Annotated in this window: 20 protein-coding genes; 8 read left to right on the top strand and 12 right to left on the bottom strand. The window is 73.6% G+C overall.

The annotated features are described in order from the left end of the window. Position 1 precedes the first annotated feature (1 nt). From kdpB to ABFY07_RS31665, 5 genes are all read right to left on the bottom strand, one after another. Positions 2-2149, bottom strand: coding sequence for a potassium-transporting ATPase subunit KdpB (gene kdpB, locus ABFY07_RS31685; protein ID WP_346177790.1), 2148 nt, complete (start codon positions 2147-2149; stop codon positions 2-4). Then, positions 2146-3834, bottom strand: coding sequence for a potassium-transporting ATPase subunit KdpA (gene kdpA / locus ABFY07_RS31680; RefSeq protein WP_346177789.1), 1689 nt, complete (start codon positions 3832-3834; stop codon positions 2146-2148). The genes kdpB and kdpA overlap by 4 nt, the downstream gene beginning before the upstream one ends. 8 nt (positions 3835-3842) lie before the next feature. Next, complete coding sequence (gene kdpF, locus ABFY07_RS31675; RefSeq protein WP_016434100.1) at positions 3843-3932, bottom strand: K(+)-transporting ATPase subunit F; 90 nt, start codon at positions 3930-3932, stop codon at positions 3843-3845. Between the two features lie 226 nt (positions 3933-4158). Continuing rightward, the gene (locus ABFY07_RS31670) at positions 4159-6714 is read right to left on the bottom strand and encodes a sensor histidine kinase (RefSeq protein ID WP_346177788.1); all 2556 of its coding nucleotides are present in this window, start codon (positions 6712-6714) and stop codon (positions 4159-4161) included. A 193-nt stretch (positions 6715-6907) separates the two neighbouring features. Beyond that, the gene (locus ABFY07_RS31665; protein WP_346177787.1) at positions 6908-7456 is read right to left on the bottom strand and encodes a CGNR zinc finger domain-containing protein; all 549 of its coding nucleotides are present in this window, start codon (positions 7454-7456) and stop codon (positions 6908-6910) included. A 114-nt stretch (positions 7457-7570) separates the two neighbouring features. Between ABFY07_RS31665 and ABFY07_RS31660 the strand changes: the two genes are divergently transcribed. Both ABFY07_RS31660 and ABFY07_RS31655 read left to right on the top strand, forming a co-directional pair. Next, positions 7571-7747: a hypothetical protein gene (locus ABFY07_RS31660; RefSeq protein ID WP_170066630.1), complete on the top strand. Its 177-nt coding sequence runs from the start codon at positions 7571-7573 to the stop codon at positions 7745-7747. A gap of 127 nt (positions 7748-7874) precedes the next feature. Beyond that, entirely contained in the window at positions 7875-9149 is a 1275-nt protein-coding gene (locus ABFY07_RS31655) for an APC family permease (RefSeq protein WP_346177786.1), read from the top strand. A gap of 3 nt (positions 9150-9152) precedes the next feature. On the opposite strand, the gene ABFY07_RS31650 is transcribed toward ABFY07_RS31655, so the two are convergent. Continuing rightward, positions 9153-10409: a cytochrome P450 gene (locus ABFY07_RS31650; protein ID WP_346177785.1), complete on the bottom strand. Its 1257-nt coding sequence runs from the start codon at positions 10407-10409 to the stop codon at positions 9153-9155. Between the two features lie 123 nt (positions 10410-10532). On the opposite strand from ABFY07_RS31650, the gene ABFY07_RS31645 reads away from it, so the two are divergent. Further along, positions 10533-11774: an 8-amino-7-oxononanoate synthase gene (locus tag ABFY07_RS31645; RefSeq protein ID WP_346177784.1), complete on the top strand. Its 1242-nt coding sequence runs from the start codon at positions 10533-10535 to the stop codon at positions 11772-11774. A gap of 30 nt (positions 11775-11804) precedes the next feature. On the opposite strand, the gene ABFY07_RS31640 is transcribed toward ABFY07_RS31645, so the two are convergent. After that, the gene (locus ABFY07_RS31640) at positions 11805-12530 is read right to left on the bottom strand and encodes a polysaccharide deacetylase family protein (RefSeq protein ID WP_346177783.1); all 726 of its coding nucleotides are present in this window, start codon (positions 12528-12530) and stop codon (positions 11805-11807) included. 352 nt (positions 12531-12882) lie between these two features. Between ABFY07_RS31640 and ABFY07_RS31635 the strand changes: the two genes are divergently transcribed. Further along, positions 12883-15030, top strand: a complete 2148-nt coding sequence (locus tag ABFY07_RS31635; RefSeq protein ID WP_346177782.1) for a serine/threonine-protein kinase — start codon at positions 12883-12885, stop codon at positions 15028-15030. A 51-nt stretch (positions 15031-15081) separates the two neighbouring features. On the opposite strand, the gene ABFY07_RS31630 is transcribed toward ABFY07_RS31635, so the two are convergent. Continuing rightward, the gene (locus tag ABFY07_RS31630) at positions 15082-15489 is read right to left on the bottom strand and encodes a RidA family protein (protein ID WP_065967745.1); all 408 of its coding nucleotides are present in this window, start codon (positions 15487-15489) and stop codon (positions 15082-15084) included. 95 nt (positions 15490-15584) lie between these two features. On the opposite strand from ABFY07_RS31630, the gene ABFY07_RS31625 reads away from it, so the two are divergent. After that, positions 15585-15965 carry a winged helix-turn-helix transcriptional regulator gene (locus ABFY07_RS31625; RefSeq protein ID WP_346177781.1) on the top strand — a complete coding sequence of 127 codons (381 nt, stop codon included), beginning with the start codon at positions 15585-15587 and terminating at the stop codon, positions 15963-15965. 116 nt (positions 15966-16081) lie between these two features. Here ABFY07_RS31625 and ABFY07_RS31620 read toward each other — a convergent pair whose 3' ends face one another. Next, positions 16082-16951, bottom strand: a complete 870-nt coding sequence (locus ABFY07_RS31620) for an AraC-like ligand-binding domain-containing protein (RefSeq protein ID WP_346177780.1) — start codon at positions 16949-16951, stop codon at positions 16082-16084. Positions 16952-17190: 239 nt separating this feature from the next. Here ABFY07_RS31620 and ABFY07_RS31615 point away from each other — a divergent pair, with 239 nt between their 5' ends. Further along, on the top strand, positions 17191-19941 hold the full coding sequence (locus tag ABFY07_RS31615) for an ATP-binding protein (protein WP_346177779.1): 2751 nt from the start codon (positions 17191-17193) through the stop codon (positions 19939-19941). Positions 19942-19963: 22 nt separating this feature from the next. Here ABFY07_RS31615 and ABFY07_RS31610 read toward each other — a convergent pair whose 3' ends face one another. Genes ABFY07_RS31610 through ABFY07_RS31600 form a run of 3 tightly spaced genes read right to left on the bottom strand, consistent with a single transcriptional unit; the run spans position 19964 to position 22555 of the window. After that, positions 19964-20578, bottom strand: coding sequence for an FMN reductase (locus tag ABFY07_RS31610; protein ID WP_346177778.1), 615 nt, complete (start codon positions 20576-20578; stop codon positions 19964-19966). Then, the gene (locus tag ABFY07_RS31605) at positions 20575-21660 is read right to left on the bottom strand and encodes an LLM class flavin-dependent oxidoreductase (protein WP_346177777.1); all 1086 of its coding nucleotides are present in this window, start codon (positions 21658-21660) and stop codon (positions 20575-20577) included. The genes ABFY07_RS31610 and ABFY07_RS31605 overlap by 4 nt, the downstream gene beginning before the upstream one ends. A 58-nt stretch (positions 21661-21718) precedes the next feature. Next, on the bottom strand, positions 21719-22555 hold the full coding sequence (locus ABFY07_RS31600) for an alpha/beta fold hydrolase (RefSeq protein WP_346177776.1): 837 nt from the start codon (positions 22553-22555) through the stop codon (positions 21719-21721). 337 nt (positions 22556-22892) lie between these two features. On the opposite strand from ABFY07_RS31600, the gene crtI reads away from it, so the two are divergent. Then, positions 22893-24410 (top strand): phytoene desaturase family protein, encoded by a 1518-nt coding sequence (crtI, locus tag ABFY07_RS31595; protein ID WP_346177775.1) that lies wholly within the window; start codon positions 22893-22895, stop codon positions 24408-24410. Continuing rightward, entirely contained in the window at positions 24407-25387 is a 981-nt protein-coding gene (locus ABFY07_RS31590; protein WP_346177774.1) for a phytoene/squalene synthase family protein, read from the top strand. Before crtI ends, ABFY07_RS31590 begins: the two co-directional genes overlap by 4 nt. Positions 25388-25391 lie beyond the last annotated feature (4 nt).

Below are 25391 nucleotides of genomic sequence, written 5' to 3'. Positions count from 1 at the left end.
TTCATCCGATCCCGGGGATCAGCGAGATGAGCAGGTCGATGAGTTTGATGCCGATGAAGGGCGCGACGAGCCCGCCGAGGCCGTAGACGGCGAGGTTGCGGCGGAGCATCTTGTCGGCGCTGACCGGGCGGTACCGCACGCCGCGCAGCGCGAGCGGCACCAGCGCGATGATGATCAGCGCGTTGAAGATCACCGCGGACAGGATCGCGGAGTCGGGTGAGGACAGGCCCATGATGTTGAGCCTGTCCAGGCCCGGGTAGACCGCCGCGAACAGGGCCGGGATGATCGCGAAGTACTTGGCGACGTCGTTGGCGATGGAGAACGTCGTCAAGGCGCCCCGGGTGATGAGGAGTTGCTTGCCGATCTCGACGATCTCGATGAGCTTGGTGGGGTTGGAGTCGAGGTCGACCATGTTGCCGGCCTCCTTGGCGGCCGACGTGCCGGTGTTCATCGCCACGCCGACGTCCGCCTGGGCCAGGGCCGGGGCGTCGTTCGTCCCGTCGCCGGTCATCGCGACCAGCTTGCCGCCGGCCTGCTCCCGTCTGATGAGGGCCATCTTGTCCTCGGGGGTGGCCTCGGCGAGGAAGTCGTCGACGCCCGCCTCCTCGGCGATCGCCCTGGCCGTCAGCGGGTTGTCGCCCGTGATCATGACGGTCTTGATGCCCATGCGGCGCAGCTCCTCGAACCGCTCCCGCATGCCGTCCTTGACGACGTCCTTGAGGTGGATGACGCCGAGCACCCGGGCCTCGCCCTTCCCGTCCGGGGCAAAGTCGCGGGCCGCGACCAGCAGGGGGGTGCCGCCCGACGCGGAGATCCGGTCGGCGATCTCGGCCGCGTCCTCCGTGACCGTGCCGCCCTGCCCCCGGACCCAGGCGATGACCGAACCGGCCGCGCCCTTGCGGACCTTCCTGCCGTCCACGTCGACGCCCGACATACGGGTCTGGGCGGTGAAGGCGACCCATTCGGCACCGCTCAGCTCGCCCTGGTGCCGCTCCCGCAGCCCGTACTTCTCCTTCGCGAGGACCACGATGGAGCGGCCCTCGGGGGTCTCGTCGGCCAGCGAGGACAGCTGCGCGGCGTCCGCGACCTCGGCCTCGGTGGTGCCGCGGACCGGCACGAACTCCGCCGCCTGGCGGTTGCCGAGCGTGATGGTCCCGGTCTTGTCGAGCAGCAGGGTGGACACATCGCCGGCGGCCTCGACGGCCCGTCCGGACATGGCGAGCACATTGCGCTGGACCAGGCGGTCCATGCCGGCGATGCCGATCGCGGACAGCAGCGCGCCGATCGTGGTCGGGATCAGGCAGACCAGGAGGGCCACCAGGACGACCATGGTCAGGTGGGTGCCCGCGTACTCGGCGAACGGCGGCAGCGTGGCGCACGCGAGGAGGAACACGATCGTCAGGGAGGCGAGCAGGATGTTCAGCGCGATCTCGTTGGGCGTCTTCTGCCGGGCGGCGCCCTCGACGAGGTTGATCATCCGGTCGATGAAGGTCTCCCCCGGCTTTGCGGTGATCTTGATGATGACGCGGTCGGAGAGCACCTTGGTCCCGCCGGTGACGGCGCTGCGGTCGCCGCCCGACTCCCGGATGACGGGTGCCGACTCGCCGGTGATGGCCGACTCGTCCACCGAGGCGACGCCCTCGACGACGTCGCCGTCGCCGGGGATGACATCGCCCGCCTCGCAGACCACCAGGTCGCCGATGCGCAGCTCGGTGCCCGCCACACGCTCTTCGGCGGCACCGGTGAGCCGGCGCGCGACCGTGTCGGTCTTCGCCTTGCGCAGGGTGTCGGCCTGCGCCTTGCCGCGGCCCTCGGCGACCGCCTCCGCGAGGTTCGCGAAGATCACGGTCAGCCACAGCCAGGCGCTGATCGCCCAGCCGAACCACTCGGTCGGGTGGAGACACGAGAAGGCCGTGGTCAGGACGGAGCCGACCAGCACCACGAACATCACGGGCGAGGCGACCATCACCCGCGGGTCGAGCTTGCGGATGGCGTCCGGCAGCGATCTGACGAGCTGCGCGGGGTCGAACAGGCCCCCGCCGACGCGGCCCGCGGTGGCCCTGTGCGCGGCGGATACGTCGCTGTGCGGCGCCGGGGTGGGAGTGGCTGTGGACATCGCGTCCTCGTGCTTGTCGGTACGGGTGGTCATGCCGCCATCCCCTCGGCGAGCGGGCCCAGCGCGAGCGCCGGGAAGTACGTCAGACCGGTGATGATCAGGATCGCGCCCGCCAGCAGGCCGGTGAACAGCGGCTTCTCGGTGCGCAGGGTGCCCGCGGTGGCCGGGACCGGCTTCTGCTCCGCCAGCGAGCCCGCCAGCGCCAGCACGAACACCATCGGCAGGAACCGGCCGAGCAGCATGGCCAGGCCGATCGTGGTGTTGAACCACGGCGTGTCCGCGCCCAGGCCGGCGAAGGCCGAGCCATTGTTGTTGGCCCCGGAGGTGTAGGCGTAGAGGATCTCGGAGAACCCGTGCGCCCCGCTGTGGTCCACCGAGCCCGCCGCGGTGTTGAGGATGGAGTGCGGCGGGGTGGGCAGCGCCATGGACACGGCCGTGAAGCCGAGCACCAGGGCCGGCGTGACGAGGATGTACAGGGCCGCCAGCTTGATCTGGCGGGTGCCGATCTTCTTGCCCAGGTACTCGGGCGTACGGCCGACCATCAGACCGGCGATGAACACCGCGATCACCGCCATGATCAGGATGCCGTAGAGGCCGGAGCCCACACCGCCGGGCGCGATCTCGCCGAGCATCATGCCGAGCATGGTGATGCCGCCGCCCAGGCCCGTGAAGGAGGAGTGGAAGGAGTCCACGGCACCGGTCGAGGTGAGCGTGGTCGAGGCCGCGAAGAGGGACGAGGCGCCGACGCCGAAGCGGACCTCCTTGCCCTCCATCGCCCCGCCCGCGATCTCCGGCGCCGGGCCGCGGTGGGCGAACTCCGTCCACATCATCAGGGTGACGAAGCCGATCCAGATGACGGCCATCGTGGCCAGGATCGCGTACCCCTGCTTGACGGAGCCGACCAGGACGCCGAAGGTCCGGGTCAGCGAGAACGGGATCACCAGGATCAGAAAGATCTCGAAGAGGTTGGTGAACGGGGTGGGGTTCTCGAACGGGTGGGCGCTGTTGGCGTTGAAGATGCCGCCGCCGTTGGTGCCCAGCTCCTTGATGGCCTCCGTGGAGGCGACCGCACCGCCGTTCCACTGCTGCGAGCCGCCCATGAACTGGCCGACCTCATGGATGCCGGAGAAGTTCTGCAGCGCGCCGCACGCCACCAGGACGACCGCGGCGACCGCGGCGATCGGCAGCAGCACCCGCACCGTGCCGCGCACCAGGTCGGCCCAGAAGTTGCCCAGCTCTCCGGTGCGCGAGCGGGCGAAGCCCCGCACCAGCGCCACGGCCACCGCCATGCCCACCGCGGCCGAGACGAAGTTCTGCACGGCCAGCCCGGCGGTCTGCACGACATGGCCCATGGCCTGTTCGCCGGCGTACGACTGCCAGTTGGTGTTGGTCACGAAGGACGCGGCCGTGTTGAACGCCTGGTCCGGGTCGATGGAGGCGAAGCCGAGCGAGCCGGGCAGCACGCCCTGGAGCCGCTGCAGCAGGTACAGGAAGAGGACACCGACGGCGGAGAAGGCCAGCACGGCGCGCAGATACGCGTGCCAGCGCATCTCGGTGTCGGGGTTGGCACCGATCCCCTTGTAGATCCACTTCTCGACCCGCAGGTGCTTGTCGGAGGAGTAGACCCGGGCCATGTAGTCGCCGAGGGGACGGTAGGCGAGCGCCAGCGCCGCGATCAGGGCGAGCATCTGGAGCACGCCGGCCAGAACGGGACTCATGACGGGGCTCAGAACCTCTCCGGGAAGATCAGGGCGAGGACGAGATAGCCCAGCAGGGCGACGGCCACGACGAGGCCGACGATGTTCTCGGCGGTCACAGCTTCGTCACCCCCTTGGCGACGAGAGCCACGAGCGCGAACACCGCGAGCGTGGTGACGACGAAGGCCACGTCGGCCATCGCGAGCTCCTAGTGAGATACGGAGAACAAGAACTGACGAGTCGAGGAAATCGCCCCTGTGGCCGGTTTTGGCCGTCGTTGACGGCTCCCTTACGGCCACTCGTACACCTTTGACGCATCTCTTACGACCGGTCGGGTGAACGGGATCAGATGCCCCGGCCCTGGTGGTCCGGGGCCGGAGCGGGGCGCCCGGCCGAGGTGGGCAGGGTGAGGGTCACCGCGAAGACGTGGCCGGTGGTGGTCGTGGTGTCGAGGGCGCCGCCCATGGCCTCGATGAGGTCGCGCGACAGCCGCAGGGGCAGGCTGTCGCCCGGGCGGTCCGTGACCGCCCCGCCGTTCGCCGGCGCGCCGATGGCGCCGTCCGCGATCCGGACCGTCAGCCGGTCGGGCTGGGTTTCGGCGATGAGGGTCGGCGGGGCGTCGGGCGGGCTGTGACGCAGCGCGTCGGCGGCGAGGGTGGTCAGCACCCGGGTGAGGAGGGCGGCGTCGGCGATGACGTCGGGCAGTTGGGGCGGCAGCCTCAGCACGATGCCGTGGCCGCCCGGGCCGAGGTCGTCGAGGGCCGCGGTGAGCGCTTCGTCCAGGTCGACCGGGCGCAGGTAGAGGTCCAGCGCCCCGGCGTGCAGCCGGCTCAGGTCGTCGAGGTCGGTGACCAGCGCCCCGGCCCGGCGCACCGACGCGGAGGCGGAGCTCAGGAGGTGGGCCGCCTCGCCGTCCGGGCCGCCGCCCGGGCCACCCTGGCCGCCCGGCCCGCCCGCCCGGACCAGATCGCTCAGCCGTCCGAGCGCCGCCTCGGCCGCGCCCAGCGGGGCCCGCAGGTCGTGTCCCGCCGCGAGGAGCAGCGCGGCGCGGGTGCGTTCGGCGGCGGCGAGGGTGTCCGTCTCGGCGACGTGCCGGGTGAGCCGGCCGTGGGCGTGGGCGATGCCGAGCTGCGCGGCGCACGCGGTGAGGAGGCGCAGATCGTCGCCGCTCAGACCGCGACCGCGGGCGGCCAGGGTGAGACGGTCGTCGACGGGGGCCTCGACGTCCGCGTCCCACGGCCGCTCGGGCGGCCGGTCGCCGGTGCTGGCGACGACGTACCAGCGGGGTTCGGGGCCGGGCTCCGGGGCGCGTTCGAGCAGGCTGACCGAGGCCAGCGAGAAGTTCTCCCGCACCTGTTCCAGCAGGGCCGGCAGGTCCTGGCCACGCATCATGGCCACCGCCATCCGGCTCAGGGCACGGGCCTCGGAGGTCGCCCGGACGGCCTGGCGGGTGTGCCGGGCGGCCGCCCCCGCCGCGGTGCCCACCAGCCACGCGGCGGCGAGGAAGACGATCAGCACGACGATGTCGACGGTCCGCGCGACGTCGATGGAGTGCAGGGGGAGGGTGAAGTAGTAGTCGGCCAGGAGGCTCGCCGCGACGGCGGTGAGCAGTGCGGGGCCGCGCCCGCCGACGAGGGCGGTCAGGACGACGACGAGCATGTAGAGCACCAGGGCGCCGGGCAGGCCGAGGCTCCCACGCGCCGCGGTGAGTACGAGCGTCAGCGCGGGCAGCAGCAGTGCGGCCGCGGCGAACGCGGACCAGCTCCGGGCCGGCCCGGAGCCGCGCGCGGCGGGCCGGGGCGGTCGGGACGCGAAAGTCCCCGCCGCCGCCTCGTGGGTGACGATGTGGACGTCGATGGGGCCGGAGTCGCGGATCGTCCGCTGCCCCACGCCCGCCCGCAGGAGCAGGGAGAGCCTGCCGCGCCGGCTGGCGCCCAGCACGATCTGGGTGACGTTCTCGGCCTCGGCGAACCGCAGCAGCGCTTGGGGGATGTCCTCGCCGGTGGTCTGGTGGTAGCTGCCGCCCAGCGACTCCACGAGCCCCCGCTGGGCGGAGAGCGCGGTCGGGTCGCCGTGCGTCAGCCCGTCACCGGGCACGACGTGGAGGGCCAGCAGCTCGCTGCCCGGGGTGCGGGCGGTGATCCGGGCGGCGCGGCGGATCAGGGTCTCCCCCTCCGGGCCGCCGGTGAGGCCGACCATGATGCGCTCGCGGGTCTCCCAGGGGGCGGTGATGCCGTGCTCGGCGCGGTAGCGCTGGAGGCCCTCCTCCACGCGATCGGCGAGCCACAGCAGCGCCAGCTCACGCAGCGCGGTCAGGTTGCCGAGCCGGAAGTAGTGGGTGAGTGCCGCCTCGACGCGGTCCGCGGGGTAGATGTCGCCGTGCACCAGGCGCCGGCGCAGCGTCTCGGGCAGCAGGTCCACCAGCTCGATCTGGTCGGCGCGGCGCGCCACCTCGTCGGGCAGGGTCTCACGCTGGGTGACGCCGGTGATCTGCCGGACGACGTCGTTCAGGGACTCCAGGTGCTGGACGTTGAGGGTGGTGACGACGTCGATGCCCGCGGCGAGGAGTTCCTCGACGTCCTGCCACCGCTTGGTGTGGCGCGACCCCGGCACGTTGGTGTGCGCGAGTTCGTCGACCAGGGCGACCTGGGGGCGGCGGGCCAGGACCGCGTCGAGGTCCATCTCGGTGAGCGGCACGCCCCGGTGGACCAGCGTGCGGCGGTCCACCGTCTCCAGGCCGTCGGCCAGCGCGGCGGTCGGGCGTCGCCCGTGCGGCTCGACCAGGCCGATGACCACCTCGGCGCCGAGGGAGCGCAGCCGCCGGCCCTCTTGGAGCATGGCGTAGGTCTTGCCGACCCCGGGCGCCGCCCCGAGGTAGATCCGCAACCGTCCACGAGCCATCGGCGGACTCCAGTCCTCCCCCCAGCTGCCGCTGGGAGGTACCCCGCGCGGCACGACGCGCACGACCGGGTGCCCCGCACCTCCCATGGTGCACGGTCCGCGCGGACCGGCCTCGGCAGGAAGGCGGCGCCCGGTCGTCGGCGGCGTTCCGCGCCGTGCCGCCTCCGCGGCGGGTCAGCGCGCGGCGGGGGCCTTAAGCGGCCTGGCGCTTGCGGGCGCGGTAGGCCGCCGCCTTGAGCCTGTTCCCGCAGGACTCCATGCCGCACCACTGCCGGCGCATGCCGCGCGACCGGTCGATGTAGACGCGGGTGCACTCGGGGTTGCCGCACTCCTTGAGCAGCGGTACGTCCGGGCCGCCGAGGAGTTCGACGGCGTGCCGCGCCACGGTGGAGAGCGCCTCGTCCGGCGTCGCTTCCGTCCGGCGGCCCGCCGCGGTGAGCTGGGGCGTCGCCGGTGGCCTGCGGGCCGCCTCGTTCACCGTGGCGAGCGCCTCCGTGTCGTACGCCGCGCCGGCGAGGCGGGCGGTCACCAGGCGGTAGATGGCCTCCCGTACGGCGATCGCCCGCTCGACGTCGGCCTCGCGGGCGGCGGAGACGGCGTCGACGATCCCGGATTCGAGGTACCAGGCGGCCAGCCGGTCCGGCGACACCAACAGCTCGAACCGCGACGAACGGCGGGCCCGCAGCGTGGCGGCGAAGTCGAGAGCGGGGTTTCCGCACAGGAAGACATGGTCCGGGTTCACGTCACCATCCTGGCGGGTGACCCGAGCCGCCGCAAGAATCGTCACCACCTTGACAGGTGACGCATCGGCCCGCATCATCGTCACCAGTCGGACAGGTGACAAGGGGGCGACGAGATGTCGCGGACACGGGAAGTGCCGGACGAGGCGGAGGCGGCGCGCCGCGCGCGGTTCGGCGCGCTGCCGGAGCGGATCCGCCTGGAGGACACGGTCGAGGAGCGGGCGGCCACGGCGCCGGACCCCGCCAGGGACCACTACGACCCGGACGAGTGGCTCGTCCGCCACTGCCTGTGAGCCCGGTCGGCCGCGCCCCGGTGGAGCGCGCCCGCCTCTGGGCGACCCGGGAGGGACGGGGCTCACGTATCGTCTCCCGACATCGGAGTGCGTGACGTCCGCGGCCGTGCCGCCGGGAGAGTGGGCCATGAACAAGCCGTCGACCGCCACCGGGATACCCGGCGAACTGCACCGTCGGCTCGGGGTGCCGGACGCCGTGGTGATCGGGCTGGGGTCGATGATCGGCGCCGGGATCTTCGCCGCCCTGGCCCCCGCGGCGGGATCGGCCGGCTCCGGTCTGCTGCTCGGCCTGGCGCTCGCCGCCGTGGTCGCGTACTGCAACGCCACCTCGTCCGCCCGGCTCGCGGCCCGCTACCCGGCCTCCGGCGGCACCTACGTCTACGGCCGCGAACGCCTCGGCGACTTCTGGGGCTATCTGGCCGGGTGGGCCTTCGTGGTCGGCAAGACCGCCTCCTGCGCGGCCATGGCCCTCACGGTCGGCTCCTATGTGTGGCCGGGTCAGGCCCACGCCGTGGCGGTGGCCGCGGTGGTGGCGCTGACCGCGGTGAACTACGCCGGGGTGCACAGGTCCGCGCTGCTGACCCGCGCCATCGTCGCCGTGGTCCTGGCGGTGCTCGCCGCCGTGGTGGTCGCCGCCGTGACGTCCGGCGCCGCGGACGCGGCCCGGCTGGACGTCGGCTCGGACGCCACCCCCGGCGGGGTGCTCCAGGCGGCGGGCCTGCTGTTCTTCGCGTTCGCCGGCTACGCCCGTATCGCCACGCTCGGCGAGGAGGTCCGCGACCCGGCGCGCACCATCCCCCGGGCCGTCCCGCTCGCCCTCGGCATCACCCTGGTGGTCTACGCCGCCGTCGCCGTCGCCGCCCTGACCGTCCTCGGCCCGAAGGGACTGGCGCAGTCCGCGGCACCGCTGTCGGACGCGGTCCGGGCGGCGGGCGCCGGCGGGCTGGCCCCGGTCGTGCGCGCCGGGGCCGCCGTGGCCGCGCTCGGCTCGCTGCTCGCGCTGGTCCTCGGCGTCTCGCGCACCACCCTGGCCATGGCGCGTGACCGCCATCTGCCCCACGCGCTGGCCGCCGTCCACCCGCGCTTCAAGGTGCCGCACCGGGCCGAGCTGCTGGTGGGCGCCGTGGTGGCGGTGGCGGCCGCGACGGCGGACGTGCGCGGGGCGATCGGCTTCTCGTCCTTCGGGGTGCTCGCCTACTACGCCGTCGCCAACGCCTCCGCCTGGACGCTCACCCGGGACGAGGGACGGCCCAACCGGCTGATCCCCGCCGTCGGACTGGCCGGCTGCCTGGCGCTGGCCTTCGCGCTCCCGCTCTCCTCGGTCGTCTCGGGGACCGCGGTGCTGGCCTGCGGCGCCACCGCCTACGGGGTCCGCCGCGCCGTGGCCGCCCGCAACCCGTAAGTGCTAGGGGGTGTTCCCAGCCCCCGCGGTCACCGCCACCCGTAGCGGGGCCCGGAAGGACAGCAGGCCGAGCATCGGCGGCTCCTGCGCCGGTGCGGCGAGGCGCGCCCGTGGCAGGCCGCGGGCCGCCGCCCGCAGTGCCACCGCCGCCTCGGTGCGCGCCAGGGAAGCGCCGGGGCAGCGGTGGCTGCCGACGCCGAAGGCCAGATGGTGGCGGACCTCCGCCCGGTGCGGGCACATCCGCTCGGGAGCCGCGAAGACCTCCGGATCCGATCCGCTGCCCATGAGCATCAGGAGCAGCCGCGCGCCCTCGGGCAGCTCCCTCCCGCCCAGTTGCACGGGCCGTGCCGTGATCCGCCGCCAGGTGGTCACCGGCGGCTCGCGCCGCAGCACCTCCTCCACCCAGGCCCCGGCCAGCGCCTCCTCGTGCGCCAGGCGCGGCCACAGGCCGGGCTCGGTGAGCGCCCGGCGCAGCACGGTGGCGAGGAGCTGTCCGGTGGTCGACTGTCCGGCGATGAACACGAAGAAGCAGGCGCCGACCGCCGTCTGCGGGTCCAACGGCTCGCCGTCGGGCAGACGGTGCCGGGCGAGCGCCCCGACGAACGAGTCGGCGGGGGCCCTGCCGCCGCGCACCGTCCCGGTCAGCCACTGGTGGAACTCGCCGACGAGCGGGGCGAGTTCGAGCTGGCGGTCCAGGGTCGGCCGGCCCCAGAACAGCTCGAGCGAGGCGTCGCTCCAGCGGATCAGCGTGGCCGGGTCGATGCCCTCGATGCCCAGCAGCTCCATCAGCACCCGGCAGGGGAGGATCTGCGCGTAGGAGGCGAACAGGTCGCAGCCGCCGGTGGCGTCGAATCGGGCCCGTGCCTCCTCGAGCAGCTCGTCGGCGATGCGCTCGATCACCGGCACCGCCGCCGCGACACGCCGGCCGTTGAAGAACCGGGTGACCACCCGGCGCAGGCCGGGGTGGCTGGCGGTGCCGTTGTTGGCGAGCGCGGGCGGGAGCTGGAAGCCGGCCCGGGCGAGCACCCGCAGCACGGCCACCGGCAGCGGGGTGACGGCGTGCTGGGCGTTGTCCGGGCGGAAGGCGTCCGGGGCGAGCAGCACCCGGCGGATGTCCCGGTGACGGCTGATCAGCCAGAGTCCGGTGCGGGCGTCGTGATGCACCGGCGCCTGGGCGCGGAGCAGGTCGAGCCAGGGGTGCGGGTCGCGGACGAAGCCCTCGCCGAACAGGTCGAGGCCCTCCAGGGCCGGGGTGATCACGCCCGGACGCTAACACGTGAGCGGTCGGCCGTCGGCATGATGTGCGCGGTATCACCCGGTATCCACGGCGACGCGGCTGGGCCTGCCTGGAGCGTGTCCCCGGATGCGTGTCAGAGTTCCGCCATGGCCAACCGCACCGTCCAGCCGACCAGTCCGGAATCCCACCGTGCCCGCCCGGAGGGCGCCGCCCCCGACCCCGCGGCGGTGTTCGACTGGGTCGACCGGCGCGCGGAGCTGCGTGCCCGGGCCGGGCTGACCCGTCGCCCGCGTCCCCGGCCGGCCGTGGACCCGCTGCTGGATCTGGCGAGCAACGATTACCTGGGGCTGGTCCGCCACCCCCGGGTGGTGCGGGCGGCCGCCGACGCGGCGCTGCGCTGGGGCGCCGGCGCCACCGGGTCACGGCTGGTCACGGGCACCACGGAGCTGCACACCGAACTGGAGGAGGAGCTCGCCGCGTTCTGCGGGGCCGAGGCCGCGCTGGTCTTCTCCTCCGGATACGCGGCCAACCTCGCCGCGCTGACCGCGCTGACCGGACCGGGCACGCTGATCGTCGCCGACGCGTACAACCACGCGTCGCTCATCGACGGCTGCCGGCTCTCCCGGGCGGAGGTGGCGCCCGTGGGGCACCGCGATCCGGACGCGGTGCGCGCCGCGCTCGCGGGGCGCGACGGGGGCCGGGCCCTGGTGGTGACCGACTCGGTGTTCTCGGTGGACGGCGACGCGGCGCCGCTGGCGGAGCTGGCCGGGGCCTGCCGCGCGCACGGCGCCGCGCTGCTGGTGGACGACGCCCATGGCCTGGGCGTGGTGGGGGACGGCGGGGCCGGGGCCCTGGCGGCCGCCGGGCTGGCCGGCTCACCGGATGTGGTGGCGACGGTGACGCTGTCGAAGTCCCTGGGGTCGCAGGGCGGGGCCGTCCTGGGCCCCCGCAGGGTCGTCCGGCACCTGGTGGAGACGGCCCGCACCTTCATCTTCGACACCGGGCTCGCCCCCGCGAGCGTGGGGGCGGCCCTGGGCGCCCTGCGGCTGCTGCGCGAGGAGCCGGAGCGCGCCGCGCGGGCCAGGGAGGTGGCCCGCCGGCTGTCCGCGGGCCTGACGGCCGCGGGGCTCGAGGCGAGCGTGCCCGACGCGGCCGTGGTGTCGGTCCGCGCGCCGTCGCCCGAGGCGGCCGTGGCGTGGGCGCGCGCCTGCCGGGAGGCGGGGGTGGCGGTCGGCTGCTTCCGGCCGCCCTCCGTTCCCGACCGCTTCTCCCGGCTGCGGCTCACCGCGCGCGGGGACCTCACCGACGCCCGGATCGAGCAGGCGGTGGCGGTGGTCGCCCGGTGCGCCCCGCGCGCGGACGCTCCTCACCCCGTGGCCGGGAACTGACGTTCGGGCAGCGGCCGTTCGGAGTGCCGTTCAGGGTGCGGTGACGACCGCGGTGCCGCCGGCTCCCGCGGTGATCCTGCCCGGGCACAGCCCTCGCGAGGCGAGCCCGCTGAGGATCTGCGGCACGGCGTTGACGGTGGTCTGGTAGCCACCGTCGTGCATGAGGATGATGCCGCCCGCCCGCATGCCGGCCGCGGCCTGGACGATCTGCTGGGTGCCGGCGCCGTTCCAGTCCTGGGAGTCCACACTCCACAGGACCTCGGTCAGCCCGAGGCGGGCGGCGTCCGACTTGACCTGCGCGTTGGTCTCGCCGTACGGCGGCCGGAAAAGGGTGGGCGACTGTCCGGTGATGCGCCGGACGGTGTTCTGGGCGGTGGCGATCTCGTTGTACGCGGCCGGCTCGCCGATCTGGGTGAGGTGGGCGTGTGTGGCGGTGTGGTTGGCGATCCACATGCCCGCCGCCTGCTCGGCCCTGAGCAGGTCCGGGTACTGTTCGGCGTGCTGCCCCCAGATGAAGAAGGTGGCCTTGGCGCCACCCGCCCGCAGGGCGCTCAGCAGCGCCTGTGTCGAGGCGGGGTTCGGTCCGTCGTCGTAGGTCAGACCCACGTATCCGCCGGGGCAGTTGGCCCAGGCCGTGCCGCCACGCGCCTCCCCGGGCGTGGCCGCCGGGGACGGGGCCACCGAGAAGGCCGCCAGGGCGGCCGTGGCCGCGGCGACGAGTGCGATCCGTATGCGGTTGCGCGCGCTTCCGAGCATTTTTCCTCCAGGAGCACAGGTCGGGGTGCCCGTCCGTCGGTGTGCTGGTCGGCGCCGGTCGGCGGGAGAGGCCGGTGCGGGCGAAGCGGAGTATCCTGCGGAGCTGACGCAACGTCAACGCTTTCTTCCGGAACGATTCCGGAAGGAACGTGCCCCACCTCCCCCACCGCTTCCCCGCTGAACTCTGCCTTCTCGGACGGGATCGCCAACACCCGCTTGCGACAACGGGATTCAGCTGGCTGGTCCCGAAATGTTTCCGGAAATGGATCACGGTTGTCCCGCCGCCCCGGGATGCAGCACACTCGAATGCCGCATCACCGCGCGGCGGGACTACGGGGGAGGATGACGGGGGATGGCCGGAATCGGCATCAGGCCGCTCGGTGAGGACGATCCGAAGCGGCTCGGGTCCTACCGGCTTCTGTGGCGGCTCACCACGGGCGGCATGGGGCGGATCTACCTGGCGCGGTCCCGCCCGGACGGCCCGCTCGTCGCGGTCAAGACCCTGCTGGCCGAGGGCGTGGTCAGCGAGCCCGACCGGAAGCGGTTCGCGCGCGAGGTGGAGCTGGCCCGGCGGGTCGACAGCGCCTACACGGCCCGGGTGGTCGACGCCGACGCGCGGGCCGGGCGGCCCTGGATGGCCATCGAGTACGTCCCGGCGCCCTCCCTCGGCGACCTGGTCCGCGAGGCGGGGCCGCTGCCGCCGTCCGCCCTGCCCTGGGTCGCGGCGGGCGCCGCGCAGGCCCTGCTCGCCCTGCACGACAAGGGTGTCGTGCACCGCGACGTCAAACCCCAGAACATCCTGCTGCCGCTCACCGGCCCGCTGGTCATCGACTTCGGCATCTCGCACGCCATCGACAAGACGACCACCTCGCTGACGCTGGGCACGATCGACTACACCTCGCCGGAACAGGCGCTCGGCCAACGCTCCACCCCGGCCTCCGACGTGTTCTCGCTGGGCGCGACGCTCTTCCACCTCGCCGTGGGGCGCGCCCCCTACCCCGAGGTCGACGACGGACCCCTCCAGCGGCTGGCCCGGGTGCAGACCGGCACGCTCGACCTGGCCGGCCTGCCGCCGGAGCTCGACCCGCTGATCCGCCCCTGCCTGGCCATCGACCCCGGCCTGCGCCCCACGCTCGAAGACCTGTTGGTGCGCTTCCTGGAGAAGGCCGACGGGGCGTCCGGACGGGGGCGTGAGCAGCGTTGGCTGCCGGTGCGGTGGACGGCGCTGATCGACGCGTACGAGGCCCACGGGCGGGCGCTGGACGCGGACCGCGGCGCCGCGGCCGCGATGTCCGACGAGCACACCCGACCGGTCCCCCCGCCCGCGCCCACCCTCCTCGACACCCGGGAGCGGGCGGCGCGGCGGGAGCGGGAGCAGCGGGCGCGCGAGACCCGCGAGGTCAGGCAGCAGGAGATGCGCGACCTGGCCGAGGCCGCCAGGCGCGCCAAGGCGCGGCAGGCCGAGGAGCGGCGCAAGGCCGGGCGACCCGGGAAAGCCGCGGCCACGGGGGGCGCCGGGAGCACTGGGGGCGCCGCGGGCGCCGCGGGCGCCGGGAGCGCCGGGAGCGCCGGGAAACCCGGGAGCACTGGGAAACCCGGGAGCGCCGGGAGCGGCGGGAAAGGGGGGAACACGGGCGGCGCCGGGACGCGGGAGAAACCGGCCACCTCCGCGTCAAGTGGCAGGACCGGTCAGGGGGGTTCGTCCGGCGGCGGCCTCGCACTGGCCGTCCTGCTGGTGTTCGCACTGGTACTCCTGGCCTGGCAGCCCTGGAAGGGTGGCGACAGCCCGGACTCCCAGGCCGGCTCGTCGAACAGCTCGTCCGAGAGCCCCTCCCCGACCGGCGGCGGCTCGTACGCCACCGATCCGGACACCGGCACCCCGTACGCCGACACCCCGGAGACGGACGGGGATTCGAGCGCGGACACCACCAGCGAGCCCACGACCGAGGAGCCCGACCCGGAGACCTCCTCCCCCACCCCCGACCCGACCGAGGAGGCGTTCAAGGCCGTCTCGGTCGGTGACTGCCTGCCCGTCTACGACACGGGCCGCCGCGGGAACGTCATCGACTGGAGCGCCGATGTGCCGCCGACCCCGGTGTCCTGCGGCAGCCAGTGGGCGGGGCTCGTCCGCGTCACCAGCACCTCGGACAGCGTCTGCCCCAGCGGCACCGGGAAGGCGTCGTGGACGTACGCCTCATCCGTGTCGGGTGAGACCACGAAGCTCTGCGTCAGCCGCATCTACCTCAAGAACTACTGCGTACTCGGCACTCAGTCCGGCGACAGCATCTCGATCGGCCCGATGACGGCCGTGGACTGCCGGGCGCGGCGCGTCCCCTCCGCCTACAACCAGATCATGCACATCTCCGGCGTCTACCAGGCGCCCGCGGGTGCCAGTGCCCGCAACTGCGTGGAGGGGCCGAACGACCGGAGGCGTTACTGGGCCTGGCTGGTGGACGACGGCCGGACGCTGCTGTGCACGACGATCTTCCAAGGTTCCTGACCGGAGGGCCCTGACGGACACGGCGACTCAGCGGCGGGGCGTGGGGACGGGTCAGTCGATGACCGCGGTGGCCTCCACCTCGACCAGATGCTCGGGTACGTCCAGCGCCGCGACCCCGATCAGCGTGGCCGGCGGCACCGGGGTTACCCCCAGTGTCGCGGCCGCCCGGGCCATCCCCTCCAGGAGGAGGGGCATCTTGTCGGGGCTCCAGTCGACGACGTGGACGGTCAGCTTCGCCACATCGTCGAAGGAGCCGCCGGCCCCGGCCAGGGCGGCGCCGATGTTGACGTAGCACCGCTCGACCTGCGCGGCGAGGTCGCCCTCGCCGACCGTGACCCCGTCGGCGTCCCAGGCCACCTGCCCGGCGATGAAGACCAGCTTGGACCCGGTCGCGATCGACACCTGCCGGTACGCGTCGATCTCCGGCAATCCGCTGGGGTTGATCAGAGTGATGGCCATACTGCCCGCCTCTCGGTCTCTTGTGGTTACTCGGGAACCGTAAGAGAGTGGTCGCTGACATGGAAGAACGCACTTTTCAGTGACTGGGGAACCTCATGGTGACCAAGCAGTTCAGGGGCATGGCCGAGGAAGCGGATCTGGCGCGGGCGGACTCCCTGGCGCGGGAGATCTTCTCGGACGTCGCCAACAAGTGGGCGCTCCTGATCATCGAGTTTCTCGGGGAGCGCACCCTGCGGTTCAGCGAACTGCGCGACGAGGTCGAGGGCATCAGCCACAAGATGCTCACCCAGAACCTGCGCATGCTGGAGCGCAACGGCCTGGTCGAGCGGACCGTGCACCCCACCGTGCCGCCGCGGGTCGAGTACACCCTCACCGAGCCGGGCCGGGCCCTGCGCAGGACGATCGACGGAATGTGCGGCTGGACCCACACCTACCTCACCCATATCGAGGCTTCCCGCCGCCGCTTCGACACCTGAGGCACGCTCTTGAGGTGCGCTTTTCCATCAATGGCGCAAGCAATGGCGCAAGCGATGGCGCAAGCGGTACAACCACCCGCGGGTGGGCTGCTGCCCGTCCACCGGACCGCGCCGGCCTACCGGGCGGCGGGGCGGTGAGCGTCCCGCCACTCGCTGGGCGACATCCCGTACGCGGCCCGGAAGACCCGGCTGAAGTGGGCGGCGCTGGCGAAGCCCCACCCGTGTGCCACCGCGGCGATGGTGCGGCCCATGGTCTCCCGGCGGCCCAGGTCCCGCCGGCACGCCTCCAGTCGGCGGCTCTGGATCCACCGGCCGGCCGTGGTGTCCTCGGCCTCGAAGAGCTTGTGCAGGTAGCGCACGGAAATGTGGTGGGCCCCGGCGATGGTCCGCGGGCTCAGCTCCGGATCGGCGAGGTGCCGGTCGATGTACGCGCGGATGCGCAGCAGCATCGCCGCGTCGCCGCTCGAGGTGTCCGTGGAGGTGCTGCCGAGCCGCTCGTCGGCCAGGACGGTCAGGATGTCCACGACGTTGCGGGCGAGCAGCTCGCCGATGTGCGGGCGGTAGTTTCCCGCCGTGTCCGCGAGCCTGTCCAGGAAGGTGGACAGCAGTCCGCCGAGCGCCGTGTCGGGGCGCAGCGGGGACGCCGTGATCTGCCGTAGCTGCGTCTCGTTCAGCCCCAGCATCCGCCGGGGGATCATGACGGAGACGGTCCGGAAGCGCTCGGGAAAGGTCAGCCGGAACGGGCGCCCCCTGTCGTAGACGAAGACGTCCCCGGCCCGCAGGGTCACATCGCGGGCGTCCTGCTGGAGGCGGGCGCTCCCTTTGCTCAACAGCTTCACGACCACGTCCTGGTCCTCATCGCCCTGGGTGGCGAGCCGCCGGGCCCGCAGGGCCTTCGGCGGGTCGCCTTCGACCGTGGTGACCTGGAGCCGGCCCAGCGGGGCCGTGCGGATGGTGCCGGAGCCCGCCTCGTCGGGAGCGGCCATCGTGGAGCCTTTCAAACTTTCAAACACTCCCCCGAGCCTGGCTCCTGCCTGCTCCCGGGGCATCGGCACAATGACTGCGAAGTGACTGTGGGGGCCGGGCCCCGGCGTGTGCCGTCACCGCCCCGCGCGGCCCCCCGCGACCTTGTCCCGCTGTCCCCTCATAGAATGTTTCTGCAGCTCAAACGCACTGGACCTGCTCAAAACGCACAGGGCCTGGGGGTCAACGCATGTCGGGTCGGATGTCGGACGACGACCTGTTCGGCAGGGAGAAGGAAGTCACCGTTCTCGACGCGCTCGTGGCCGGGCTGCCCGAGGAGGGCCAGGCCCTCGTGGTGCGCGGCGCTCCGGGGATCGGCAAGTCCGCCCTCCTGGCCCGGGCCGCGCGCCAGGCGGAGCGCTCGGGGTTCACCGTGCTCTCCGCGTCCGGCGTGGAGGCCGAGACCCATCTGCCGTTCGCCGGGCTGTACCAGCTGACGCGGACGATGCTGGACCGGGTGCCACGGCTGCCTCCGGTGCAGGCGGAGGCGTTGCTGGGGGCCTTCGGCATGGCCGCGCCGCCCCCCGCCGGGCAGCCCCCGCAGCTCTTCCTGATCGCGCTGGCCACGCTCGACCTGCTCAGCGAAGCGGCCGGCCGGGCGCCCGTGCTGCTGGTCGTCGACGACGCGCAGTGGCTCGACTCGCCGACCCTGGACGTGCTCGCGTTCATGGCCCGCCGGCTCGGGGCCGAGCCCTTGGGGATGCTGTTCGGCGTCCGCGACGGACACCCCACGCCCCTGGACACCCTCGGACTGCGCGAACTGCGGCTTCCCCCGCTCACCCCGGGCGATGCCGGGGCGCTGCTGGACGCCGTGGAGCCGGGGCTGGATCCGCCACTGCGGCACCGGGTGCTCGACGCGGCCGCGGGCAACCCCCTGGCCGTCATCGAGCTGCCCGCCGCGCTGCGCCGGCAGGGTGCGGCCGCGGCGGCCCTGACCTCCTCGGCCGTCCCCCTCACCGCCAGGCTGGAGCAGACCTTCGCGTCGCGGCTGTCCGACCTGCCGACCGACACGCGGAGCGTGCTGCTCGTCGCGGCCTCCGACGACGAGGGGGCGCTGGGCGAGGTCCTCGCGGCCGCTTCGGTGCTGGCGGGCTTTGATGTCGCGCCGGACTCCGTGTCCCCCGCGGTGGAGCTCGGCCTGGTCACGGTGGACGAATACCGGATCCGGTTCTGCCACCCCCTGGTGCGGTCGGCCGTCCTGCAGTCCGCTTCGCTCACCGAGCGCCTCACCGCGCACAGCGCGCTGGCCGCGGTCCTGGACGGGCAGCCCGACCGTCAGATCTGGCACCGGGCCGCGGCCAGCGGCCGGCGCGACGAATCCGTCGCCGCGGAGCTGGACCGGACCGCCGCCAGGGCGGAGGAGCGGGGCGCGCCGGCCGTGGCCCTGGCGGCCCTGGAGCGGTCCATCGCGCTGGGCGAGCTCCCTTCGCACACGGCGAAACGCCTGCTCAAGGCCGCTGGACTGGCTCTGGAACTCGGCAGGGCGGACCAGGCATCGGCTCTTCTCCACCGGGTGGCGCCGCTGAAGCTCGACGTGCTGGAGCGGGCCCAGACGGTGCTGCTGCGCGAGGGACTCGAAACCGATGTGTCGAACAACGTCCCGCGGCTGCGCCTCCTCATCGCCACGGCGGAGGAGGCGGCGGACGCCGGTGATCCCGGACTCGCGCTGCGGCTGCTGCGCACGGCGGCCCGACGCTGCTGGTGGTCCGACCCGGGCCGCGCCATGCGCGAGCGCGTGGTGGCGGCGGCCGAGCGGCTGCCGGTCCCCGAGCTGCACCCCGAGCTGGTGTTCGTCCTCGCCGGCGCCGCCCCGCTGGAGCGCGGCGCCACGGTGATCGAGCGGTTCGAGCGCCTGGAGAGCGAGGGAGGCTACGACGCCCTCGCCGCCGCCACGCTCGGCACGGCGGCCACGATGATGGGGGGCTACGACCACGCGGCGGGGTTCCTCCGTCACGCGGCGGCCGGTCTGCGGGCCCAGGGACGGCTGTGGCTCCTCGCCCAGACCCTGGTGTCGCTGTCGTTCGTATCGGCGCACACCGTGGACTGGGAATCGGGTCTGCCGAGCGTGGCCGAGGCCGCCCGGCTCGCGGAGGAGAACGCCCAGCCCCGCTGGCTCACCGGCGCGCTCATCGCCAAGGCCCAGCTGTCGGCGGTGCGCGGGGAGCTGGAGACGGCGCGGGCCGCCGTCGAACGGGCCGAACGCGGGGTGATCGCCGTGGCGAACCCGTCGAACCTCGCCTACGTCCAGATCACCCGGGGCCTGATCGCGCTCGCGGCCGGCCGTCACGCCGAGGCGTTCGGCTGCGTCTGGCGGGTCTTCGACCCCGCGGACCCCGCCCACCACCCGTATCTCCAGTTCATCGCGATCCCGGTGCTCGCCGAGGCCGCCGTGCGGGAGGAGGACAGGACGGCGGCACGGGCCGCCCTCAGCCGGCTCGACGGCGCGTCCGCGGCCACGACGGCCCGGCTGATCAGGACGAACCTGAGCTTCGCCCACGCTCTGCTGGCCGACGACGAGGACGCCGAGGCGGCGTTCCGGGCGGCGCTCGGCCTGGATCTGTCCCGGGACCCCTTCACCCGGGCCCGCCTCCTGCTCGCCCACGGCACCTGGCTGCGCCGCAGGCGCCGGGTGATGGAGTCCCGGGCGCCGCTGCGGATCGCCCGGGAGTGCTTCGCCTCGCTGGGGGCCGAGCCGTGGCACGAGCGCGCGGGTCAGGAACTCCGCTCCGCGGGCGAGCGGGGCGACCAGAGCAGCCCCGCGGACTGGGATCTGCTCACCCCGCAGGAACTGCAGATCGCGCAGCTGGCGGCGACCGGGCTGTCCAACCGGGAGATCGGCCAGCAGCTCTACCTCTCCCACCGCACCATCGGAGCCCACCTGTACCGGATCTATCCGAAGCTGGGGATCACCTCCCGGGGCCAGTTGCGGGAGAGGCTCCGGCTGGACGACTGAGATCCCCATGCGGCCGGCCGCCTCAGTCGAACCGCAGGTCGGAGAGTTGCCGCTCGAGCGCGTCCACGTCGTCCCCGTTCGTCTCCCGGTCCGGGCGGGCGGCCATGAGGGCGGCCAGCTCGCCGCCCGCCCGCCGGATGCGCGCGGGCAGGCCCTCCGTGTAGTCGTCGCCGCCGGACCCCCAGTCCTCGGAGGCCGCGTACACCGCGGTGGGGACCAGGGCGGCACGCAGATAGCTGAACAGCGGGCGCAGGGCGTGTTCCAGGACCAGGGAGTGGCGGGCCGTGCCGCCCGTCGCCGCGACCAGGACCGGTTTCCCGGTGAGGGCCTCCGGGTCGATCAGGTCGAAGAAGGACTTGAACAGCCCGCTGTACGAGGCGGTGAACACGGGGGTCACGGCGATCAGCCCGTGGGCGCCGGTGACCGCGTCGATCGCGGTGGCGAGCGGCGGCGCGGGGAAGCCGGTGACCAGGTGGTTGGCGACGGCGACGGCCAGCTCCCGCAGCTCGATGACGTCGACCCGCACCTCGTGGCCCCGGGCCTCGAGTTCGCCGCCGGCCGACTCGGCCAGCCGGTCGGCGAGCAGACGGGTGGAGGACGGGGTGCTCAGCCCCGCCGAGACGGCGACGAGCCTCATGCGGCGGACACCTCCCCGCGGGCGCGCAGCGTCTCGTGGGTGGGGGCGTCCGGCACATCGGCCGGGCGGCCGATCGCGAACTCCTTCCGCAGCACGGGCACCACCTCTTCGCCGAGGATGTCCAGCTGCTCCAGGACGGTCTTCAGGGGCAATCCGGCGTGGTCCATGAGGAACAACTGCCGCTGGTAGTCGCCGACAAACTCACGGAAGGACAGCGTCCGCTCGATGACCTGCTGGGGGGAGCCCACCGTCAGCGGGGTCTGCTCGGTGAACTCCTCCAGCGAGGGCCCGTGCCCGTAGACGGGCGCGTTGTCGAAGTAGGGGCGGAACTCCCGTACCGCGTCCTGGGAGTTCTTCCGCATGAACACCTGCCCGCCCAGGCCCACGATGGCCTCCTCGGGCCGGCCGTGGCCGTGGTGGGCGTAGCGCCGCCGGTACAGCTGCACCATCCGCCGGGTGTGGTCGGTGGGCCAGAAGATGTTGTTGTGGAAGAAGCCGTCGCCGTAGTAGGCCGCCTGCTCGGCGATCTCGGGCGAGCGGATCGAGCCGTGCCACACGAACGGGGGTGTGCCGTCCAGCGGCCGGGGGGTGGAGGTGAAGCCCTGGAGGGGCGTACGGAACCTGCCCTCCCAGTCCACCACGTCCTCCCGCCACAGCCGGCGCAGCAGGGCGTAGTTCTCCTTGGCGAGGTTGATTCCCTGCCGTATGTCCTGGCCGAACCACGGATACACCGGGCCGGTGTTGCCACGGCCCATCATCAGGTCCACCCGGCCGTCGGCCAGGTGCTGGAGCATCGCGTAGTCCTCGGCGATCTTCACCGGGTCGTTGGTGGTGATCAGCGTGGTGGCGGTGGACAGGATCAGCTTCTCGGTGCGGGCGGCGATGAAGCCGAGCATCGTGGTCGGCGAGGACGGCACGAACGGCGGGTTGTGGTGCTCGCCGGTCGCGAAGACGTCCAGGCCGACCTCCTCCGCCTTCAGCGCGATGGCGACCATCGCCTTGATGCGTTCGTGCTCCGAGGGGTCACGGCCGTTGGTCGGGTCGGGGGTGACGTCCCCCACCGAGAAAATACCGAACTGCATGGGGGCCTCTTCGTTCCGGCGGTGGTGGTGCTTGCGGGGCGCGGTCACTTCGCCGTGCTCACTTCGCCAGGAAGGCGAGGAGCGCGGCGTTGACCTCCTCCGCGTGGGTCCACAGCAGGCCGTGCGGGGCGCCCTCGATCTCCACGTACTCGGCGGACGGGAGCGCCTGGTGGAACGGCCGCCCGGTGCCCTCGACGGGCAGGATCCGGTCGGCCGTGCCGTGCAGGATCAGGGCCGGCACGTCGATGGCCGGGATGTCGGCGCGGAAGTCGGTGTACCAGGTCGAGGGCGCGGCGGCCGCCGCGTAGAACCCACCGCCCGCGGCCACGTTCCAGCTGTTGCGCACGGCCTCCTCGCTGATCCTGGTGCCGAGGTTCTCGTCCAGGTTGTAGAAGTCCTTGTAGAAGGCGGTGTAGTACGCGTACCGGTCCGCCTTGACGGCGGCGACGACGCCGTCGAAGAACTCCTTGGGGGCCACCCCGTCGGGGTTGTCGTCGCTCTTGAGCAGGCAGGGCTCCAGCGAGGCCAGGAAGGCGACCTTGGCGACCCGGGCGGAGCCGTACGCGGACACGTAGCGGGCGACCTCGCCGGTGCCCATCGAGAACCCGACCAGGACGGCGTCCCGCAGGTCGAGGGTCTCCAGCACGGTGTTCAGGTCGGCCGCGAAGGTGTCGTAGTCGTACCCGGTCGTCGGCTGGCTCGACTGCCCGAAACCGCGACGGTCGTAGGTGATCACGCGGTAGCCGGCGTCGAGCAGCACGGCCGTCTGCCGCTCCCAGGAGTGGCCGTCGAGCGGGAAACCGTGGATGAGGACGACCGGCTGCCCGCTTCCGTGGTCCTCGTAGTACAGGTCGATGGGGGTGGAGTTCTCCTGGCCCACGGTGATGTACGGCATGTGTCGCTTTCCTCGTTTCGGGATGGCTGTGCCCGGCAGGGCGCCCGGCCACGGTAGGGCGGGCGCCGCGCCGCCTCTTGCCGAGCAGCGCACAGCGTCTTGCCCAGGGGTGCAGGACTTCGCCCGGCCGCCTGTCCGCCGATCGGGTGGATCATGACCGCGATCGTCGGCGAGCGGGCACCTGTCCCCATGTCGGGAACCGAATGCCGGGTCCGAATGCCGGGTCCGAATGCCGAGGTCCGGATGGGGGCCCGGGGCCGGATGCGGGGGCCGGCCGACGTCGTGAAGGGAGACTCATGCGCCGTGCGCAGGGAGAACCGACCGCGGGCCGGGCCCGATGAGGACCGTGCCCGGCCGCACCGACCGGGTGGTGGTGGTCGGGGCGGGCCTGGCCGGCCTCGCCACCGCCCTCCACCTCCTCGGCGCGGGGCGCGAGGTGACCGTCGTCGAGCGGGCGGCCGTGCCCGGCGGGCGGGCCGGCCGCGTGGAGCGCGGCGGCTTCCACCTGGACACCGGCCCCACCGTGCTCACCATGCCGGACCTGATCGAGGAGGCGCTCGCCGCGGTCGGCGACCGGCTCTCCGACCACCTGAGCCTGATCGAGCTGCATCCCGCCTACCGCGCCCGGTTCGCCGACGGCGACCACCTCGACGTGCACACCCGCGCCGAGGCCATGGAAAGCGAGGTCCGGCGCTTCGCGGGCGCCCGGGAGGCGCTCGGCTACCGGCGGCTGCGGGCCTGGCTTAAGGAGCTCTACGCGGTCCAGATGCGCCGTTTCATCGACACCAACTACGACTCGCCGCTGCGGCTGCTGCACCCCGATGTGGCACGGCTGGCCGCGCTCGGCGGCTTCGGCCGGCTCGACGCCCGGCTCGGCCGCTTCCTCGCCGACGAGCGGGTGCGCCGGGTGTTCAGCTTCCAGTCCCTGTACGTGGGGGTGCCGCCGGCCCGGGCGCTGGCCGCGTACGCCGTCATCGCCTACATGGACACCGTGGCCGGGGTGTACTTCCCGCGCGGCGGCATGCACGCCCTGCCGCGGGCCCTGGCCGACGCGGCGGCCCGGGCGGGCGCCGACCTCCGCTACCGGCACCGCGTCACCCGCCTGGAGCGCACGGGCGAGCGGATCACCGCGGTGATCACCCACCGGGGGCGGATCCCCTGTGACGCCGTGGTGCTCACCCCTGACCTGCCGGTCGCCTACCGGCTGCTGGGGCGGCGGCCGCGCCGCCCGCTGCGGCTGCGCCACGCGCCCTCGGCGGTGGTGCTGCACGCGGGCACCGACCGCACCTGGCCGCAGCTGTCCCACCACACCCTGTCCTTCGGCACCGCCTGGAAGAGCACCTTCCATGAGCTGACCCGCGCGGGTGCGCTGATGACCGACCCCTCGCTGCTGATCACCCGCCCCACGACCCACGACCCGGGCCTGGCCCCGCCCGGTCGCCATCTGCACTACATCCTCGCGCCCTGCCCCAACACCGAGATCGGCCCGGACCCCCGCGCCTGGCGGGAGCTGGCCCCCCGCTACCGCGACCGCCTGCTGACCGAGCTCGAGCGGCGCGGGCTGGCCGGGCTCGGCGCCGCCATCGAGGAGGAGTGCCTGGTCACCCCGGCCGACTGGAGCGCACAGGGGCACGCCGCGGGCACCCCCTTCTCGGCCGCCCACACCTTCGCCCAGACCGGCCCGTTCCGCCCCCGCAACCTGGTGCGCGGGGTCGCCAACGCGGTGCTGGCCGGCTGTGGCACCACCCCCGGGGTCGGGGTGCCGACGGTGCTGCTCTCCGGGAAGCTGGCCGCCGCCCGCATCACCGGCCCGCCGGCCCGCCGGCGCGCGCCGGAGCGAGGCGGTCGGCCGTGACCGGCCGGGAACTGACCGCCGCGGGCATCACCGACCCGGCGCTGCGCGCCGCCTACGCCCGCTGCCGGGCGCTCAACGCGCGGCACGGCAGGACGTACTTCCTGGCCACCCGGCTGCTGCCGCCGGCCCGCCGGCCGGCGGTGCACGCGCTGTACGGCTTCGCCCGCTGGGCCGACGACATCGTCGACGACCTGAGCTGCGGCGCGGGTCCCGCCGAGCGGGCCGCCGCGCTCGACGCGCTCCAGGAGCGGCTGGCCTTGGGGCTGCGGACGGGGCGGAGCGAGGAGCCGGTGGTGCGGGCCCTGGCCCACACGGCCTCCGTGTACGACATCGACCACCGGCACTTCACCGACTTCATGGCCGCCATGCGCAGCGACCTGGTGGTCACCGACTACCCGACCTACGCGGACCTGCGCTCCTACATGCACGGCTCCGCCGCCGTCATCGGGCTGCAGATACTGCCCGTCCTGGGCACGGTCGTACCGCGTGCCGAGGCCGCTCCGCACGCCGCGGCGCTGGGGATCGCCTTCCAGCTCACCAACTTCCTGCGGGACGTGGGAGAGGACCTGGACCGCGGCCGGGTGTATCTGCCCGGCGACCTGCTCGCCGCGCACGGCGTCGACCGGGAGCTGCTGGAGTGGAGCCACGCGACCGGCGCCCGCGACCCGCGCATCGTGGCCGCGCTGCGGGCGGCCGCCCGGCTGACGCGGGGCGTCTACCGGGCGGCGGCCCCGGGCCTGGCCATACTGGATCCGGTGTCCCGGCCGTGTGTGCGGACCGCGTTCGTGCTGTACGGCGGCATCCTGGACGCCATCGCGCGGGACGGCTACGCGGTGGTGCACCGCCGGGCCGTGGTCCCGCGCCGCAGCCGCGCCGCGGTCGCGCTGGACGGTCTCGGCCGGGTCGCGGCCGCGCGGCTCCGGGCCCGGGCCGGCCGGTCGCGGCCGGCCGCCCCGGTCGGGCGTCCCCGACAGTGAACCC

The organism is Streptomyces sparsogenes subsp. cuspidosporus (assembly GCF_039532705.1).
In the GTDB taxonomy this organism is placed as follows: Bacteria; Actinomycetota; Actinomycetes; order Streptomycetales; family Streptomycetaceae; genus Streptomyces; species Streptomyces sparsogenes.
The sequence above is the reverse complement of the archived record's forward strand: the minus strand, read 5'-3'. Positions and strand labels throughout refer to the sequence as shown.